Source organism: Runella sp. R5_40 (genome assembly GCF_057652295.1).
The window spans coordinates 194,872-211,781 of record NZ_JBYFCH010000004.1 but is presented as its reverse complement, the minus strand read 5'-3'; the positions used below and the strand labels follow the sequence as shown (position 1 = coordinate 211,781).

The following is a 16,910-nucleotide window of genomic DNA, read 5'->3' as shown; positions in this document are numbered from 1 at the left end:
CACATAGCACACAAAAGACTAGCTATGTTTACATATGTGTTTATTCTACTATTTTCTATGTGTTTTAAAAGAATGTTACCATATCCTAGATTTGTTCGTACACCCGATGTTTCTATTTTTTGAAAACTAAGGATTGAGCTGGACGAATGCGGCTGATAATGAGGGTTGGAATGAGTAAAATTAACGTAATGACGCTCAAAATTCCGATATTGAGAAACAAGTAAGAGGGCCAATCAAAAACGATTGGAACGGTGTTCATGAAATAATTGACGGGATCGAGCGGGATGATTTGGAACTTACTTTGAAGCCAACAAAGCCCCAAACCGACGACATTTCCAATAATTAAGCCTTTCAGGGTCAATTGCAGCCCTACGTAAAAGAAAATGCGACGGATTTGGCTGTCGGGACTGCCGAGGGTTTTGAGTAGCCCCACCATGGGTGTGCGCTCCATCATCATTACCAACAGCACAGAAGCGATGTTGAAACAAGTCACAAAAAATACCAAAGCGAGCAAGACCATGGTATTTTGGTCGAGCAATTGCAGCCATTCAAACAGCGGGCGGTATTTGTCGGTGACCCGTTCGAGGCGCATGTAGCTAGGCAATTGGGCGTAAAGTTCCTTGGCGGTAGGCTCAAGTTGGGCGAAGTCTTTGACAAAATATTCGTACGACCCTACCGAGTCAGGCCCCCAGCCATTGAGGCGTTGAACCAGCCCAATATCACCCAAAACCAGTTGATTATCAAATTCTTCGAGGTTTGTTTCATACACGCCGACAATCTTCAGTTTGCGAACGCGGGGTGGATTTTGTACAAAGTACATCAAGACCTCATCATTGAGTTTTAAATTGAGTTTTTGAGAAATGATGCGACTGACGATGATTTCGTTGGCATAGGCGGTGTCAGAATACTGAATCACCCGACCTTCCACCAAATTTTCGGCGAGTAATTTCCAATCGTAATCGCGCCCCACGCCCTTGATAACCGCGCCTTGAAGTTCGTCGGGCGTTTTTAGGATGCCAGCTTTGTGCGCCACCGCCTGCCGATGTCGAATCCCTTTGATTTGTTGCCATTGGTCGTAAGGCTTGGTATGAAGGGGGAGGGGTGCACTTTCAAAAGATTGATTGAGCGAAAGTTTGTTTACTTGAAGGTGCGAGCCAAAGAGAAAGACTTTTTGGTAAATAGTATCTTTAAAGCCAAATAAGACCGATAATGCAACAATTCCGACTGCTACACCCAAGGCAATGGTAACGATTCCGACGCGAGACACCGTCGCAGAAAAAGTGGTTTGCTGAGGCTCTCTAATACGACGAGCTACGAAAAAGGGGAAATTCACAAGTGGTGTTTGTTTGAATGTTTGATAGTTTGTAAGTTTGAAAAGTTCCTACAATACTAACGTTTTCTGATTAAACCTTAACTACCCATGAGTTTAACGTTTTTGTGTATTACGTGTTATTTTAAAGGCGGTGATTTTTTGCGGGCCTGTAAAGAGGCTGGCAACACCGTTTATTTGTTGACCGCCAGACGAACGGAAGGGAAAGAATGGCCTTACGAGTCGATTGATGAGTTTTTTTACTTAGAGGATGACGCGAATACACTGTCAAACTTTGAAAACATCATCAAAGGAATGGCGTACCTCATGCGCACGCGAAAAATAGACCGCGTGGTAGCTTTGGATGATTTTGATGTGGAAAAAGCAGCCATCTTGCGCGAACATTTCCGAATCCCAGGCATGGGGCAAACCACCGCCCGTTTTTTTAGGGACAAATTGGCGATGCGTGTACAAGCCCGTGATGCTGGAATTAAAGTGCCCGCTTTTACTGGATTGTTCAACGACGTAGAGATTACGGAGTACCTGCGCGCTACCCAAGCGCCGTGGGTAATCAAGCCGCGTGCCGAAGCCTCGGCGGCAGGCATCAAAAAAGTGCATAGTTTTGACGAAGCTTGGAATACCATTCACAGCCTCGGGGAAGAACGGCACATGTTTCTGATTGAGCAATTTAAGCCTGGCGATGTCTATCACGTAGATGCGCTGACGTTGGACAAAAAAGTGATTTTTGAACGAAGTAGCCAATACCTCAATACCCCATTTGAAGTAGCACACGGGGGCGGTATTTTCCGTTCGGTAACGGTGGAGTTTGGTACCAAAGATGCCAAAGCGCTCAAAAAAGTAAACGAACAAGTGCTGAAAGCATTCCAGATGAATTACAGTGCTTCACACACGGAGGTGATTAAATGTTACGAAGATGGGGAGTTTTATTTCCTTGAAACAGCCTCTCGGGTAGGTGGAGCGCACTTGGCCGAAATGGTCGATTTTTCGTCGGGGATTAATTTGTGGAAAGAATGGGCGCACATCGAACATGCCAAGGCACTTAATGCAGACTATGTGTTGCCAGAAGTTCAGAATTTATACTCGGGTATCATTATTTCTTTGGCGCGTCAGCAATGGCCCGATATGTCGCCGTTTAATGACCCCGAAATTGTGTGGCAAATGAAAGAAGAATACCATGTCGGACTGATTGTGCAATCGCCAAGTCGGAACCGCGTCATGGAATTGATGGATAAATATGCTGAGATGATTCGCCACGATTATCACGCCTCAGCACCCGCCCAAGATAAACCAACGCATTAATAATGAGCATTTTTGACCAAGTTATTGACAGAAAAAATACCAATAGTTACAAGTGGGACAAATACGCTGACCCAACCGTGATTCCTGTTTGGGTAGCAGACATGGATTTTCAAGCCGCCCCGCCGATTTTGGAGGCGCTACAAAAAGTGACCGAGCACGGCATTTTTGGGTATTCCAAATGCCCCGATGAACTTTATGACGTCGTTATTGAACGTTTGAAAAACCGCCATGGCTGGGACGTAAAAAAAGATTGGATTGTGTGGTTGCCAGGCTTGGTGCCAGGTATCGGCTTGTCTATCCGAACGGTTACAACCGAAGCGGAGGCAGTGATGACTGCGACACCTGTTTATCATCCTTTTATGCTGGAAACCCATGCAGCGGGTCGTACGTTACAAAAAGTACCTTTACAACTAGAAAACAACCGTTGGGTCATTGATTTCGAGACGTTAGAAGCATCGGTTACACCCCAAACAAAATTGTTTTTACTCTGCAATCCCCATAATCCCGCAGGAACGGTTTTTACCAAAGAAGAACAAGAAAAATTGCTAGAAATTTGTCTTAAAAACGACATTGTCATTTGTTCGGACGAAATTCACTGTGATTTATTACTCGACAAAACCAAAAACCACGTGTCGATTGCTACCCTTAGCCCCGAGGCAGCACAGCATACAATTACGCTGCTAGCACCGAGCAAGACGTTCAATATTGCAGGTTTGGGTTGTTCAATGGCTATCATTCCGAATGATGAACTTCGGGCTAAATTTATCAAAACCAAAGCGGGCCTTATGCCTATGCTTTCTGCCTATGCCTACGAAGCGGCCTTGGCAGCTTACCGCGATGGCGCTCCTTGGCACGAAGAACTGTTGGACTATCTTCGTCAAAATCACCAGTTTTTACTGACTGAAATCAACCAGTTGAAGGGCATGAAAATGGTGCCATTGGAAGCGACCTATTTGGCATGGATTGATACGCGGGAGTCGGGTATCGCTGATTTTGCCCAAAAATTGGAAGCCGTCGGCGTTGGTGTATCTGACGGGGTACAATTTGACGGCGCAGGTTTTATCCGCCTCAATTTTGCCTGTCCACGAGCTACGTTAGAAGAAGTAGTTCGGAGAATAAAAACTGTTTTTTAATGTCGAGTGCAGAATGTAGAGTGTCGAATAAGGGTATTAAATTCGACATTCTCCACTCTACACTCGACATTATACATTCGATACTAACTGTTATTCTTTCCAAGCTGGAGGTTCGGTTTTATACAAATGGCGGACAAAAAAGTCTCGGCGTTTGCGCTCACCGTATTCGCCGCCTGTGGAGTGACCCATGTTGGGAACCATCAGAAAATCAAAATCTTTGTTGGCTTTGATGAGGGCATTGACGAGCTGCATCGTCGATGCTGGGTCAACGTTGTCATCGACTTCTCCCAAAATAAGCATCAGTTTTCCTTGTAGTTTGTTGGCATTCACCACGTTAGAACACTCTTCGTAGTGTGGGCCAATGGGGTAGCCCATCCATTGTTCGTTCCACCAAATTTTGTCCATACGGTTGTCGTGGCAGCCACAAGAAGAAACCGCTACTTTGTAAAAATCAGGGTAAAACAGTAATCCTCCCGTCGAACTTTGTCCACCCGCCGACGTTCCATAAATTCCCACTCGACTTACGTCCATCGAAGGGTATTTGCGAGCGGCTTCCTGCATCCACAAAATTCGGTCGGGGAAGCCCGCATCTTTGAGGTTTTTCCAGCATACATCGTGAAAAGCTTTGGAACGATTGGAGGTACCCATGCCGTCTAGTTGAACCACAATAAACCCAAGTTCGGCCAATTCAAACATGCTTCGGTTGTAGGTCATAAACGTTTTGGGTGTAAACGAGCTGTGCGGCCCCGCGTAGATGTTTTCGATAATGGGGTATTTTTTGGTGGGATCAAAATTGGTCGGGCGGATAATGATTCCCCAAATGTCCGTTTTTCCGTCACGTCCTTTTGCGGTAAAAACCTCAGGTGCTTTCCAACCTGCATTCAACCATTCCGAAATGTCCGCTTTTTCCAGTTCCATCACCACCGAACCGTCGGCTGCCGAGCGAAGTACGGTAACAGGAGGCATATCTACCCGCGAATAGGTGTCAACAAACAGTTGATTGTCAGATGAAAATACGCCCGTGTGGTTAGCGTTTTCGGAAGTTAGCGGCGTAAGCCCTGTTCCGTCAAAATTGATTCGGTAGTAATGCGTGAAATACGGATCTTGTTTTGGGTTCATTCCGCTGGCAGCAAAAGTAATGGTTCGCTTTTCTTCGTTGACATTCACCACGTTACGCACCACCCATTCACCTTTGGTTAGCTGTTTTTTTACTTTACCCGTCACACCATCGTACAAATAAAGGTGATTCCAGCCGTCACGTTCAGAAGCCCAAATGATTTCTTTGCCGTCGGCCACATCGTAGCGATACTTTTTCCCGCTGTAATCAATGAAGGTGGGACTTTGCTCGTCGATGAGCGCACGAATTGCCCCATTGGCAGCATTGACTTCCAACACCCGATACACTTGGTGCCCCCGTTGGTTGTATTCAAAGCTAAAAGCGCGGCTGTCTTTGCGCCAGTCAATCCTCGAAATGTTGTACTGATGATTAAACAGCGCGTCGTCGATGGGAATGTGTTTTTTTTCTTCAACCAAAAAAAGATGCGGGCGACGAATCGGCAACGCATCGCCAGGTTTGAGGTACTCGCGGCTTTCGAGTTTGGGTTGTAGCTGGTCTTCGGGCGACGAACGCACAAAATAGATAAGGTGCTTTTGGTTTGGGCGTATTTTGTTGGCTACCAGTTTTTTAGAATCGGGCGACCACTGGACATAGCCTGAATAGTATTCGCCTTCTGAGCCATCGAAGGTAAGTTGTGATTCTGTTTTTGTTTTCTCCGAACGAACGTACAAGTTATGATTTTTGATGTACGACGTCCACAAACTATCGGGAGAGAAAACGGGTTTTTCGGGTTGGTCGCTGGTAGCGGCTGCCCAGTACCGTTGTGGGTCGTTACGAACGGGTTCTTTTTTGCGTAACGATTTGGTAGTGAGCCCGTACGTCCACACAAATCCTTCTGCGCTAAACTCAATTTCTTGGTCGTCTTTGACGTAAGCAATGGAATTGAAAGGTAAGCTGAAAGGTTTGGCTTCGGTTTTTGATAACGTGGCCAACTGTTGGGCTAATTGTTCATGGTCAAAGGCCGACTGGCGCGTTTTGCTTTGCGGGTTTATCGAAATAAATTCTTTTCCGCGAGGGGTTTGAATGGCGTACCAAACGATTTTGCCTGATTTTGACCAAAATACCTGAGCGGGAGCGTTATAGACTTTGTCTTTTAGCTTGTTTTTAAGCGTCTCCGAGCGTTGGTAGTCTTCTGCCGTTCCTTGACTGAAGGCTGAAATAGGGGACAACAGCCCAGTTAAAAGGGGAAGCATAACCAAGCCTTGGTAAACGCGCCTAATTAAAGTTTGCATGGTTGGAGTGGGTTTAAGTTTTTACAAACCTAGCTATCTTTTCGCTTTTTTGTGGCGTCCTAATTGTCGCAGAGTAGTACTATTTTAGCTACTTGGCATGAAATTACCTATCAAAATGATGGGAATAAGCGCCCTTTTTGAAGATTAGGCATATTTTTAATGCTAAAATACCTGAATGGGTGGCATGATGCCCTACTTTGTCTAATCATTTTCCCGAAACGTCGCTTCCTATTGAAATCGTGGCTTTTATTTGCTAATTTTCAAAAAGATAAAACGACCATTACATAATTTTTGAAGAATATCTCTCTTAACCTCATAAGCTTAAAATCTCTTACTGACTTACCATGACATCTACTACGACTCTTTCATTACCAGTACCACCAGGCACCAAGCAAATCCGCTGGAGGCAAGTTTTGGTGGTGGTTACCCATATATTTTTCTGGGCTTGTTTCATCTTTTTGCCCTTTTTGTTGATACAATCGCAGCAGCAAGCCAACGCCTTAGCGAGTTCTCAACTTAAGTTATCACAAGAAGAAAAAGACCGAATTTGGCAGACAATTTTTTATTTTAGTCAGTTCTTCTCCGTATTGTTATTTTACACCAACTCTGAAATTTTACTACCAAGGTTATTCAAAAAGCGAGGGCTTGGGGTGTATATTTTGGTGATTGTGCTTGCCCTGATTTTAGTCCTTACGATTACGTATTTTTTTCGGTACTGGATGTGGGGAATGCCTCCCCAGACTTGGTTTAGCTACACTACTTTCTATTCGTTGATTTCGGCGTTTGGTATTAGTACGTGTTTTCGATTATTGGGCGATTATCAACGCGAACATCGCTTGCAAAACGAACAAGAGAAGGTGCGGCTACAGTCGGAATTGTCGTTTTTGCGTTCGCAGATTAGCCCGCATTTTATGTTTAATTTGATGAATAGCTTGGCGGCATTGGCCCGAAAAAAATCAGATTTGCTAGAGCCAATGATTGTCAAAATGTCGGATTTGCTGCGCTACATGTTGTACGATTCGGACGATTCAAAAATCCCTTTGGACAAAGAAATAAATTATTTGAAAAGTTATGTGGAACTTCAACAATTGCGTTTTGGAAACAAAGTGAAAGTGGACATGGTTTTTGATACGTCCTACAATAACTTAGCGCTTGAGCCTATGCTGCTGATTCCATTTGTAGAAAATGCGTTTAAACACGGTACGGGGCTTATTCGTGAACCTTTTATTCAGATTATGTTGGTGTCGGGTGACAATAAAATACGGTTCAAAGTACAAAATCGCTACAATTCCGACTTTGTGGAAGCCAAGGACAATAGTTCGGGAATTGGACTAGCCAACGTAAAACGCCGCCTCGAATTACTCTATCCAGAAACCCATACATTACAAATTTCAAAAGATAAGGCTATGTTTGTGACAGATTTAGAAATAGTTTTGAAGTAAAAACAAACAATGAACATGCCTAAGCTACGTTGCATAGCGGTTGATGACGAACCCCTAGCCCTCGAACTTTTAGAAGACAACATTCGCCAAGTACCTTTTTTGGAGCTAGTAGCAAGTTGTCATAATGCGTTTGAGGCCATGGATATTTTGCACGAACAAGGAGCCGACTTGATTTTTTTGGATATTCAAATGCCTGGCATTACGGGCGTTCAGTTTTTAAAATCTATTCAGGGGCAAAACACAACCCCGATGGTGATTTTTATAACGGCTTATGAACAGTATGCGTTAGAAGGATTTGAGTTGGACGTTGTAGATTATTTGTTGAAACCAGTGGCCTTTGAGCGGTTTTTGAAATCGGTCAACAAAGCCTACGATTTGTTTAAACTGCACCAACAAACACCTACTGAGCAAACCGCGACGCATTTTTTTGTCAATGCCAACTACGCCTTGGTAAAAATCCGTTACGACGAAATTTTGTACATCGAAGGTTTGAAAGACTACGTGAAGATTTACCTTTCTTCCGCACGTCATCCAGTGATTACCAGAATGACCCTCAAAGGAATCGAACAAAAACTTCCTTCCCATGAGTTTATGCGGATACACAAGTCGTACATTGTGTCTCTTGACAAAATCCAATCGGTACGTAACCTAAAAATCCACATCGGCGAAGCCGTCATTCCAGTGGGAGAGCAATATGTTGAGGAGTTTATGAAAGCAATTGGCGAATAAAACAATGCTTGCATGCGCAAAAAAAGGCTTTCCTTTTTAGGTTTAACCTGTTGATATACAGTTTTTATAAATAAATTAACCCCGAAAAAAGCCAAAATTGGCCATTTTCGGGGTTTTTGTGCATTTGGTTTTTGCGACAAAACTGAAATACAAATGCAAGATACAGCCTTCGACCATAATTCTGCAAACCCCTCTAAATTGTACATTTTCATGAATTGTACTGATTTAGGGGCTATTTGTCAAACTATTGATTGGTATCTTTAGATGAACATACAGAGCGGGTAACCCAATGGTTTTTTGAACTTTGTTCTCAGATAACGAGATGATTTTTGTTTCAAAAGCCCGTTCTTTTCTAGGTGAACAGGGATAGTTTTAAGTAAAAAATAGACTCCTTCTTGTTTCGATGAGGTAGTACCTCAAAGAGCAAGAAGGAGTTTTTTATTGGGTACTAACTAAAGTTGTTGAAGTGATATGCGACTTTTGCTGCAAAACTATCGGTTTGTTACTGCTCCTATGGTCAATACTTGCGTACCTGTACCGCCAACTCTACCACGTAAAATGATGGTGTAAAAACGTCCTTTGATGGGAGAAAGGGTAAACGTGGCAGGAGCAAGATTGGTGGTGGTACCATTCACCCGAACTTGAACGGGCAAAGCGGCTCCACCTGTTGGAACAGGCGTGATGGCCACAAAATCAGAGGCTTTTTTATAACCAATGTTGGTCATGGCTGGTGCATAAGTGCCATTGTAACCTACGTCGTAGCCCGTCGTTGTATTAACAATGGTATTGACAACCCGAAAATACGCTTTAGAGGTATCCGCTGGCGTAAGTTTGTCTTCAACCACCAATGGCTCAAGCGTGGCAGTAGCTGCAGAACCCACCGCAAAAACCGAGTAATATTTGTTGGCTTCTAGCGGAACAGTCCCTGTCAGAAGTGAAACTTGTTGGGTAGTTCCACTGGCAGGAACTACTACCTCAACTTTGGCACTGCCCGCATCAATCGTTGCATAGTCAACAGCTGGGTAAATATTCCCGTAGGTAATAACGCCTGGTGAGGCAGGGGCGACGGTAAGCACTCCTGAAAATTGACGGTCGTTTACCAAAATACTCACACCTGGGCCGTCCGAAACCATGTGGTGGAATTTTACGCGTGCTCCAGTGGCAGGGGTAACAATCGTTAATTGGTCACTTGATTCACCTATACACGCAAAAAGTCCAGCGGAAAGCGCACCTGCGAGCAAAATGCTTTTTGTTATGGATTGAAATTTCTTCATTGTTTGTTTCTTTTGGATTCGTACTTGGTTGAAAAACCTACGATTAAGGTTGCATAAACCAAATTTCTTTGGTGTGATAATCCGCGTTTAATGCGCCAATTTTGTCCAATGCTGCGCGGTTCCAAACGTATTCGGAGTTGTAGCGTGGACGCAAACGATACGCCAATTTGCCACCGTTGTCTGGAAATAAAGTAGAGCCTGTTGGCGCTGTAAATCCTTTGAAAATATCAGGACTGTACTTGTAACGACGCATATCAACCCAGCTTTCCATGTGGCCATGCACAAACATTGAAATGTATTTTTGGGTCATAATGTCGCTGAGTGTCAATGCTGCGGATGTTTGAGCAACGGCACTACTTTTGAGGTAGGCTGCACGCTCTGTAGTAAAAGCTGCACGACCCGCTGCGTCGGTTGAGGACATTAGTGAAAACACCCAGTCCAAGTGAGCATTGATGCCTTTGTTGTAAGCATCGAAGGCCATGGCTTTATCGCCTTTGATAAAAGCTGCTTCGGCTTTCACAAACTGCATTTCCCAGTAAGTAATAAGCGGGTGGGCGGTGCCATTATCGAAAATAGATTTTCCAGTGGCAGGTGTGGTGGCGGTAGGCTGTGATTGCCCCCAGAAGTTGGCCACCCGATTGGTACGTCCCGCTACGTTGTTGGCATCACCAAGGTTCACGTTTACCCCTCTATATACTTTGTCGTCGCTTGCGGTAAGCATAGCCGCCATGCGTGGATCAATGGCATTCGGAAATAATGTACCATTGAATAAGCTAACCAAATAGCTACTTTGGCGAAACGAGTTCATGTTGTTACGAAGAGGTCCCCAGAAGTTAGCGTCGGCGGTATTGGTTCCTGCCTGTGGGATGTAAAAATTATCCGCATTGCTACTGAATGAAGCATCAACAAACTTAATTACGGCATCAGGATTATAGGTTTTTTTGTTGCTGATGTGGTTGGCATTACGCGCCAAAATCGCATTTACAAACTTAATCCATTTGGTACGGTCTCCTTTATAAACCAAGTCGCCACGGCTAAGGGAAGCAACAGATACACCACCGTCGGTACGGGAAAGGTCAGCAATGGCTTCTGTTCCAAGTCGGACTACCTCTTTGTAAACGTCTTCTTGCGAATCGTACTCAAATACGTAACGGTTTGGCTCCCAAGCTTGCTTCAAAATCATCTCGCCGTTGGCGTCGGTGGTACTTTGCCAGCCCCAAGTACGGAGGGCTTTGGCCACACCCACGTAATCCCATTGTTGTTTGGCTACTGCATCTTCGATGACCAAATCCACGTTTTTACCGATTGACCAATAGTGTGAACGCCACATTTCGCCGCCGTTATCGCTTCCTGCGACGTAGCCGTGACGATCCCAGGCATTTCCTGCGGCAGTTGCTAGCCAATACTGGCAATATTGTCCCGTAAAACGGCCGTCGAAAGCTTCGGCACGGGCCATTTGCCCCAGCATGGGAGGCAGCAACGCAAAACCTTGGGATACTTGAGGAAAACTAGGGTCAAAATTTACATCTAAGTATTTTTCACAACTTGTCAGTCCCACCCCTAGCAGGGTAACAAGCGATATAAGTTTTATCTTTTTCATTTTAAAGTCTGTTTAAAATCTCAATTAACTGTGCGCAAGCATCGCTTAGAAAGAAAAATTCAAACCTGCGGTAATGGTGCGTGGCAAGGCCAACGTTCCATAGTCAAAACCACGTGCTCCGATACCTAACGTTCCAGCACTTGTACCGTTTACATCGGGGTCTGCGCCTGTATAATTGGTCAAGAGGAATAGTTCATTTCCAGAAACAAAGATGCTTCCTGAGCGGAATACTTTCTGCTTGTCCAAGATAGACTGAGGGAAACTATAACGGAGCGTTACATCCCGCAAACGAACCCAGTTAATGTCTTTTTCAACAAAACTTTCTTCCGTGAACGCCCCGTAAAAATCAGAACGGAATTGAGGCGTAACTTGGATGGTATTTGGCGTTGGTGCGTCGCTGTCTTCGCGGCCATCGCGCAATACGCCTTTGAAAACATAAGGATTTTCTCGGTCGAGAACGCGCGTAGAAAGACCATTGCGGAACATGTACATTTCGTTCCCGTTGAAAACGTCACCGCCTCTACGAATGTCTAACAACACCGAAAGTGACCAGTCTTTGTAACGAACTGAATTTTGAAATCCTACCATAAATTTAGGGTTACGATCACCGATGGGCAAGAAAACAGGGTTTGAAATTGGCAGACCTGTGCTTGGGCTGACAAGAATATCGCCGCGTTTGTTGCGCAAGTAGCTGTACCCTGCCAATGCGGTAGTTTTTCCCTCACCACGGGTGTTTACGTACGATAAGTTAGGGTAGAAAGAGCTTTGGTTGGGTGCCATGGCACTTGCCCGAACGTTTCCGTACAACCATGTGTCCGAGTTGTAATACTCCGCCACTTCGCCAGGAAGGCTCACTACTTCATTCAGAAGACGCGTAAAATTGAGGTTCATGTCCCACTGAACATTCTTGGCTTTGATGGGCGTAATGTTCAATTGGGCTTCAAGTCCACTGTTGCGAATTTCACCACCGTTCAACAAACCAAAAATAAACCCAGTACCGTAGCTCAAACGCTGGGTCGTGATTTGGTCAAAATTGCTCTTGTTGAAGTAAGTTACATCCAATCCTACGCGATTTTTGAAGAAACGTAGCTCTAAGCCAGTTTCAAAACTCCGACCACGCTCTGGGCGTAAGTTTTCGTTGCCGCCGTAGAAGTCATACAAAAAGCCACCACCCGTTGTGGTTTGTGGCACCAGGCGAGGGCGCGTACGGTAAGGGGTAGCGTCGTTACCAACTTCAGCGTAGGCAAAGCGAACTTTTCCATAGCTCAAAATTTGTTGCTGTTCAAACGCAGGAAGTTCGGTGAAAACAAACCCTAAACTAACCGATGGATAGAAGAAGGAGTTGTTCTGAACAGGCAAGGTCGATGACCAGTCATTACGCCCCGTAACGGTTAAGTACAACATGTCGGCATAGCTCAAATTGAGCGAGCCCAACACACTCACCAAACGACGTTGAAGAAGGGTTGACTTGTTACGTTGGGTGCTGTTCAAGGTGTTGTTGATACTGTTAAAGTCGGGCAAATAAAGCTGCTCCCCGTAAATAGCCGTTGTTTCGTAGCGGCGGTCATCTATGGTTGTCCCCGCCATGAGAGAAGTTTTTAGCTTGCCAAAGTCTTTTTTAGCGGTAGCGCGGAAGTTACCGTTGAGCAATTGACTGTTTTCCGTGGCATTTTCCACAAATCCTTTGGCCGTGATACCCGCATTAGATTCTGGATGTTGGAAACGGTTGTAACGCGTTGAAAAAATATCGGCTCCTAAGATTCCCGCTAAAGTAAGCCAAGGCGTTACGTTATAATCCAACTGAATGTTACCAACAGTACGGTTGATTCGGTTGCTGTTGATGTTCTTATACACGTTGAAGAACGGGTTGTCCAAGTCGTTGGCATCTTCTCCAAAAGTACGGAAACGGCGGCCGTCTGCCGTGAGGTATTGCCGTGCGTCTAAATAAAACGGGAAAGCCAACATGCCAATGAGAAAACCTTGGGCACTACGAAGTGGTTGGAGGTTGTTGGTTCCGATGTAATTGAAGGAGGTAGTTGCCCGCAAATTCTTGGTAATTTGTCCTACCCCAGTCAAACGGATGTTAATCTGGTCCATTTGGTTGGTAGGTACCACTCCTTTGTCCGAAATATACGAAGTCGATAAGCGATAAGTCGCTTTTTCACTTCCACCTTCCACAGTTACGTTGTGCGACTGACGAAGTCCTTGTTGGAAAAAATTACCAACGTTGTCATATACTTTACCGCCACCTTCGCCGATTTGGGACACTTCACCCCCAAAATAAGAAAAGTTGTTTGGGTTAAAGACGCCGTTGAAACCACGTCCGTAGGTGGTTTGGCCTTCAGGGAAACGATACACATCACGAATACTCAACGAACCATTGTAGGTGATTTTTCCGCGACCTGTGCCGCCTTTTTTGGTGGTGATAACAATCGCACCGTTGGCAGCTTCGATACCGTACAAGGCAGCGGCTTCTGGCCCTTTTAGGATGGTGACTGTCTCAATGTCGTTGGGGTTAATATCCGCTGCACGGTTTTGGTAGTCCATGTCGCGGTTGGGGCGATCAGAAACCAACGCTCCTTGGGCAAAGGTGTTGTTTGAAATAGGCAAACCATCAACGACATAAAGCGGTTGGTTGCTATTTCCGATCGAACCCGCACCGCGCAACTGAATAACGGCCGATCCACCCGCAGTACCACTGGTTGGGGTCATTTGAAGACCTGCTACCCGTCCTTGAAGTCCCATCATGAAGTTGTCTCGCTGAGAGTCCAACAAATCTTGACCTTTTACTTCCTGCACGGCATAACCCAGCGCGCGTTTCTCTTGTTTTACCCCAAGGGCAGTTACCACGACTTCATTTAAGATGTTTTCGTCGTTTTCTAGCGAAACATTGATGGTGCTGTTGCTCCCAACTTTAACTTCTTGGCGAATGTAGCCGATGTAGCTAAAAATAAGGGTGGCATTGGTAGGAGCATTTACCTTAAATTCTCCGTTGGCATCCGTGGTGGTACCTTTGGAGGTTCCTTTGACAACGATGCTTACACCTGGAAGCACGCTGTTGTCGGATGAACTGGTGACTTTTCCTGAAATGAGTCGGTCTTGTGCCCATGTCGTAAGACATATGCCAAAAACAACTAGAAAAGCCATACTTCGATGAAGAAGTTTTTTCATAGTTAGTGAATTTGGTTGTTAGAAATGATAAGTTGAGGTGAACTAAGTTCGGATTTACTTCAAAAAAAATCAAAAACGTTCGGATTTGCAATGTTTTTCCGAATAAAATTGCATGAGTATGCGGTTTAAAGGCGTAAATGATGCGGATTTGTGCGGATTTTTGCACGGATGAAAGTACGGGTGTAAATTCGCGGTAAATGTATATCCTTTTTGGTTTTTAAAATTCCGAACTCACTATGTCTGTAACCATTGCCCCGATTCAGGAGAGTCTCCCTGCGTACCTTTCAGCGCATCAGTACTCCAAAGTTGTCGTTATTGCCGATACAAATACCAAAAAACACTGCTACGCAAAGGTAAAGCCTCTTTTGCCCAAACATGACCTTATCGTTGTTCCAGCGGGAGAGCAGCACAAGACCCTGGCAACCTGTGAAAAGATTTGGGGCGAAATGACCAAAGCGCAACTCGACCGTCACGCGGTTGTTTTTAACTTGGGTGGAGGAGTGATTGGAGACATGGGCGGGTTTTGTGCCGCTACGTACAAAAGAGGGATTGATTTTGTTCAAATCCCGACGACACTGCTTTCTCAAGTGGATGCCAGCGTGGGTGGAAAATTAGGAATCGACTTCCAAGGTTTTAAAAATCATTTGGGGGTTTTTACCCAACCAAAAAATGTTTTGATTGACGCATCCTTTTTGTCAACCCTTCCGTATATAGAATTGCGCTCTGGATTTGCCGAAATTGTGAAGCATTGTTTGATTGCAGATGCGGCCAAATGGGAAGAAATTCGTAAAAAAGACTTTGAACAACAAAATTGGACAGATCTGATTGCGCATTCGGTTGAAATCAAGAAAAAAGTTGTGGCTACTGACCCAACGGAAAAAGGGCTTCGCAAAATCTTGAATTTTGGACATACCATAGGTCATGCGGTAGAAACCTATTTTTTAAGCAAACCACCCAAAGAGCGGTTGTTGCACGGGGAAGCGATTGCGGCGGGAATGATTATGGAAACCTATTTGGCCTACCGCAAAAAAATGGTGGATTTGCAAACACTTGAGCAGGTTGAGGAGTTTATATTTTCAGTGTTTGGCAAAGCCGATGTCCAGCTTTCGGATGCGCCAACAGTGATTGCACTGGCGCAGCAAGACAAAAAGAACCGAGGAGGAGAGTTGCGTTTTTCAGTTCTAGATGGTATCGGAACGTGTGCGTATGATGTGAAAGTGACACCAGCTGAAATCCAACAAGCTATCGCTTATTACGTAGGTTAATTTGGGTGATAGTAAGTTTTGCAGTAAAAAATTTGCTTTTGTAGAAAATTTCGTATTTTTAATCAAATATTCTCTCAAACACCCCAAACCACGAACTATCTATGAAGCTTGTCAAACTTTTACTGCTTGGATGTGTTGTTGTTATTGTGGCAGCAAGTTGCAACACGAGTCAGAAAATTTTTGTTGAACACGATTACAGTTACGAAACTAATTTCAAAGCCTACAGCACGTACGCTTTCTTGGAATGTGAACGTGATACGGGTAATGTGTGTACAGAAGTCTATAATGCCATCCACCGACAGATGCAGGCGCGTGGATACCGACTTACCACCAACAAACCTTCGTTGTTGGTCAATTACGGTATTTTCTACGATAACTTGCGCTACCAAGGGTATATGCAGCCCGTGATTAAAAACTGGGTGGATACGGAAGATGATTCGTTTAAATATGAACCTATTCGCTATTCGCTCGACAAAGGTACAATCATTGTATCGCTGATTGATGCAGATACGGATCAGGTTGTTTGGCGCGGATATGCGGCGGGTATTTTTAAGAATCCCAATGCTGCCAATAATTATTATCGAAACGTAGTACGTACAATTTTTGACCAATATCCGCTGTTTGCTTCGGGCTATGATCCACGAGGCGGCGGTGGCCAGTCCAATGGTCGCTAGTAGCTGAGATATATAAAAAAAGGACGCCCGACGGCGTCCTTTTTTTATGCTAACGTTTTCTGGTAAGCTAACTAATAGATAGTTCCTACAATGGAAAACGATTTTTTATCGGTTAAAGACAGGTGCTGAAAACCAGAAATTTCGTATGTTTTTATTAGCCAAACCCCTTCTGGTCGCATTCCACAGGTGAGGCGAAGCTGTTTCTCTGAATCGTACAGTTTATTTTCTTCCTTCAACGAAACTTCGATGATGGAAGGCATCTGAGTTTTATCATCGAAGGTCACCTTCAAAGATTGAACGGGCTGATTTTCGCCTTTTTTGAGGGTATAAAGGTTAGTTTTGGGCGTCGGTTGCGTGGTTTCGTAGCTAGATTGATACGCCTGTTTGTTAATATCTGCTTGGATAAACAGGTCTAATTCTTTGGCCCAATTAATTTCATTTGTTTGCTTTGACTCGCTTTCACCATCAAGCGACATTTTTTTGTCAACCGTCGGTTTGCGTTTCTCTAATTCACGAAGCTGTGATTCAATGAAGCCTTTTAAATCAAAATAGGACTTAACTTGGTTAGTTTCGGTTTGGGGCTGGCAGGCAGCGAGGAAAACGAGCGCGACGAAAATACAAAAAAGTGGTTTCATGGCTCAATA

At 44.5% G+C, this 16,910-nt stretch carries 12 protein-coding genes; 6 read left to right on the top strand and 6 right to left on the bottom strand.

Annotated features, from left to right (window positions below; translation table 11 throughout):
• Nucleotides 1–112 precede the first annotated feature (112 nt).
• Nucleotides 113–1,333, bottom strand: coding sequence for an ABC transporter permease (locus AC23N5_RS10180; protein ID WP_487755481.1), 1,221 nt, complete (start codon nucleotides 1,331–1,333; stop codon nucleotides 113–115).
• A gap of 87 nt (nucleotides 1,334–1,420) precedes the next feature.
• Between AC23N5_RS10180 and AC23N5_RS10175 the strand changes: the two genes are divergently transcribed.
• Entirely contained in the window at nucleotides 1,421–2,629 is a 1,209-nt protein-coding gene (locus tag AC23N5_RS10175; RefSeq protein ID WP_487755480.1) for an ATP-grasp domain-containing protein, read from the top strand.
• Between the two features lie 2 nt (nucleotides 2,630–2,631).
• The gene (locus AC23N5_RS10170; RefSeq protein WP_487755479.1) at nucleotides 2,632–3,762 is read left to right on the top strand and encodes a MalY/PatB family protein; all 1,131 of its coding nucleotides are present in this window, start codon (nucleotides 2,632–2,634) and stop codon (nucleotides 3,760–3,762) included.
• A 90-nt stretch (nucleotides 3,763–3,852) separates the two neighbouring features.
• Here the strand turns inward: AC23N5_RS10170 and AC23N5_RS10165 are convergent, their stop codons facing one another.
• Entirely contained in the window at nucleotides 3,853–6,111 is a 2,259-nt protein-coding gene (locus tag AC23N5_RS10165) for a S9 family peptidase (protein WP_487755478.1), read from the bottom strand.
• 344 nt (nucleotides 6,112–6,455) lie between these two features.
• Here AC23N5_RS10165 and AC23N5_RS10160 point away from each other — a divergent pair, with 344 nt between their 5' ends.
• Nucleotides 6,456–7,553: a sensor histidine kinase gene (locus tag AC23N5_RS10160; protein ID WP_183972508.1), complete on the top strand. Its 1,098-nt coding sequence runs from the start codon at nucleotides 6,456–6,458 to the stop codon at nucleotides 7,551–7,553.
• A 15-nt stretch (nucleotides 7,554–7,568) separates the two neighbouring features.
• Nucleotides 7,569–8,282, top strand: coding sequence for a LytR/AlgR family response regulator transcription factor (locus tag AC23N5_RS10155; protein ID WP_028525695.1), 714 nt, complete (start codon nucleotides 7,569–7,571; stop codon nucleotides 8,280–8,282).
• Nucleotides 8,283–8,773: 491 nt separating this feature from the next.
• Here the strand turns inward: AC23N5_RS10155 and AC23N5_RS10150 are convergent, their stop codons facing one another.
• The 3 genes from AC23N5_RS10150 to AC23N5_RS10140 are packed head-to-tail and all read right to left on the bottom strand — an operon-like array spanning nucleotide 8,774 to nucleotide 14,327.
• Entirely contained in the window at nucleotides 8,774–9,556 is a 783-nt protein-coding gene (locus AC23N5_RS10150) for a DUF4397 domain-containing protein (protein ID WP_487755477.1), read from the bottom strand.
• 43 nt (nucleotides 9,557–9,599) lie between these two features.
• Nucleotides 9,600–11,156: a SusD/RagB family nutrient-binding outer membrane lipoprotein gene (locus AC23N5_RS10145; RefSeq protein WP_183972514.1), complete on the bottom strand. Its 1,557-nt coding sequence runs from the start codon at nucleotides 11,154–11,156 to the stop codon at nucleotides 9,600–9,602.
• A gap of 45 nt (nucleotides 11,157–11,201) precedes the next feature.
• Complete coding sequence (locus AC23N5_RS10140) at nucleotides 11,202–14,327, bottom strand: SusC/RagA family TonB-linked outer membrane protein (RefSeq protein WP_487755476.1); 3,126 nt, start codon at nucleotides 14,325–14,327, stop codon at nucleotides 11,202–11,204.
• Nucleotides 14,328–14,563: 236 nt separating this feature from the next.
• Here AC23N5_RS10140 and aroB point away from each other — a divergent pair, with 236 nt between their 5' ends.
• A complete protein-coding gene (aroB, locus tag AC23N5_RS10135; protein ID WP_183972516.1) occupies nucleotides 14,564–15,592 on the top strand; it encodes a 3-dehydroquinate synthase in 1,029 nt (342 codons plus the stop codon).
• Nucleotides 15,593–15,693: 101 nt separating this feature from the next.
• Nucleotides 15,694–16,266 carry a DUF4136 domain-containing protein gene (locus tag AC23N5_RS10130; protein WP_183972517.1) on the top strand — a complete coding sequence of 191 codons (573 nt, stop codon included), beginning with the start codon at nucleotides 15,694–15,696 and terminating at the stop codon, nucleotides 16,264–16,266.
• A 71-nt stretch (nucleotides 16,267–16,337) separates the two neighbouring features.
• Here the strand turns inward: AC23N5_RS10130 and AC23N5_RS10125 are convergent, their stop codons facing one another.
• Entirely contained in the window at nucleotides 16,338–16,901 is a 564-nt protein-coding gene (locus AC23N5_RS10125; protein ID WP_487755475.1) for a hypothetical protein, read from the bottom strand.
• Nucleotides 16,902–16,910: the final 9 nt, after the last annotated feature.

Excerpts from the sequence above, each read along its gene's own strand:
- AC23N5_RS10175 (WP_487755480.1), top strand. The coding sequence starts at position 1,421 with ATGAGTTTAACGTTTTTGTGTATTACGTGTTATTTTAAAGGCGGTGAT.
- AC23N5_RS10170 (WP_487755479.1), top strand. The coding sequence starts at position 2,632 with ATGAGCATTTTTGACCAAGTTATTGACAGAAAAAATACCAATAGTTAC.
- AC23N5_RS10165 (WP_487755478.1), bottom strand. The coding sequence starts at position 6,111 with ATGCAAACTTTAATTAGGCGCGTTTACCAAGGCTTGGTTATGCTTCCC.
- AC23N5_RS10160 (WP_183972508.1), top strand. The coding sequence starts at position 6,456 with ATGACATCTACTACGACTCTTTCATTACCAGTACCACCAGGCACCAAG.
- AC23N5_RS10155 (WP_028525695.1), top strand. The coding sequence starts at position 7,569 with ATGCCTAAGCTACGTTGCATAGCGGTTGATGACGAACCCCTAGCCCTC.
- AC23N5_RS10150 (WP_487755477.1), bottom strand. The coding sequence starts at position 9,556 with ATGAAGAAATTTCAATCCATAACAAAAAGCATTTTGCTCGCAGGTGCG.
- AC23N5_RS10145 (WP_183972514.1), bottom strand. The coding sequence starts at position 11,156 with ATGAAAAAGATAAAACTTATATCGCTTGTTACCCTGCTAGGGGTGGGA.
- AC23N5_RS10140 (WP_487755476.1), bottom strand. The coding sequence starts at position 14,327 with ATGAAAAAACTTCTTCATCGAAGTATGGCTTTTCTAGTTGTTTTTGGC.
- aroB (WP_183972516.1), top strand. The coding sequence starts at position 14,564 with ATGTCTGTAACCATTGCCCCGATTCAGGAGAGTCTCCCTGCGTACCTT.
- AC23N5_RS10130 (WP_183972517.1), top strand. The coding sequence starts at position 15,694 with ATGAAGCTTGTCAAACTTTTACTGCTTGGATGTGTTGTTGTTATTGTG.
- AC23N5_RS10125 (WP_487755475.1), bottom strand. The coding sequence starts at position 16,901 with ATGAAACCACTTTTTTGTATTTTCGTCGCGCTCGTTTTCCTCGCTGCC.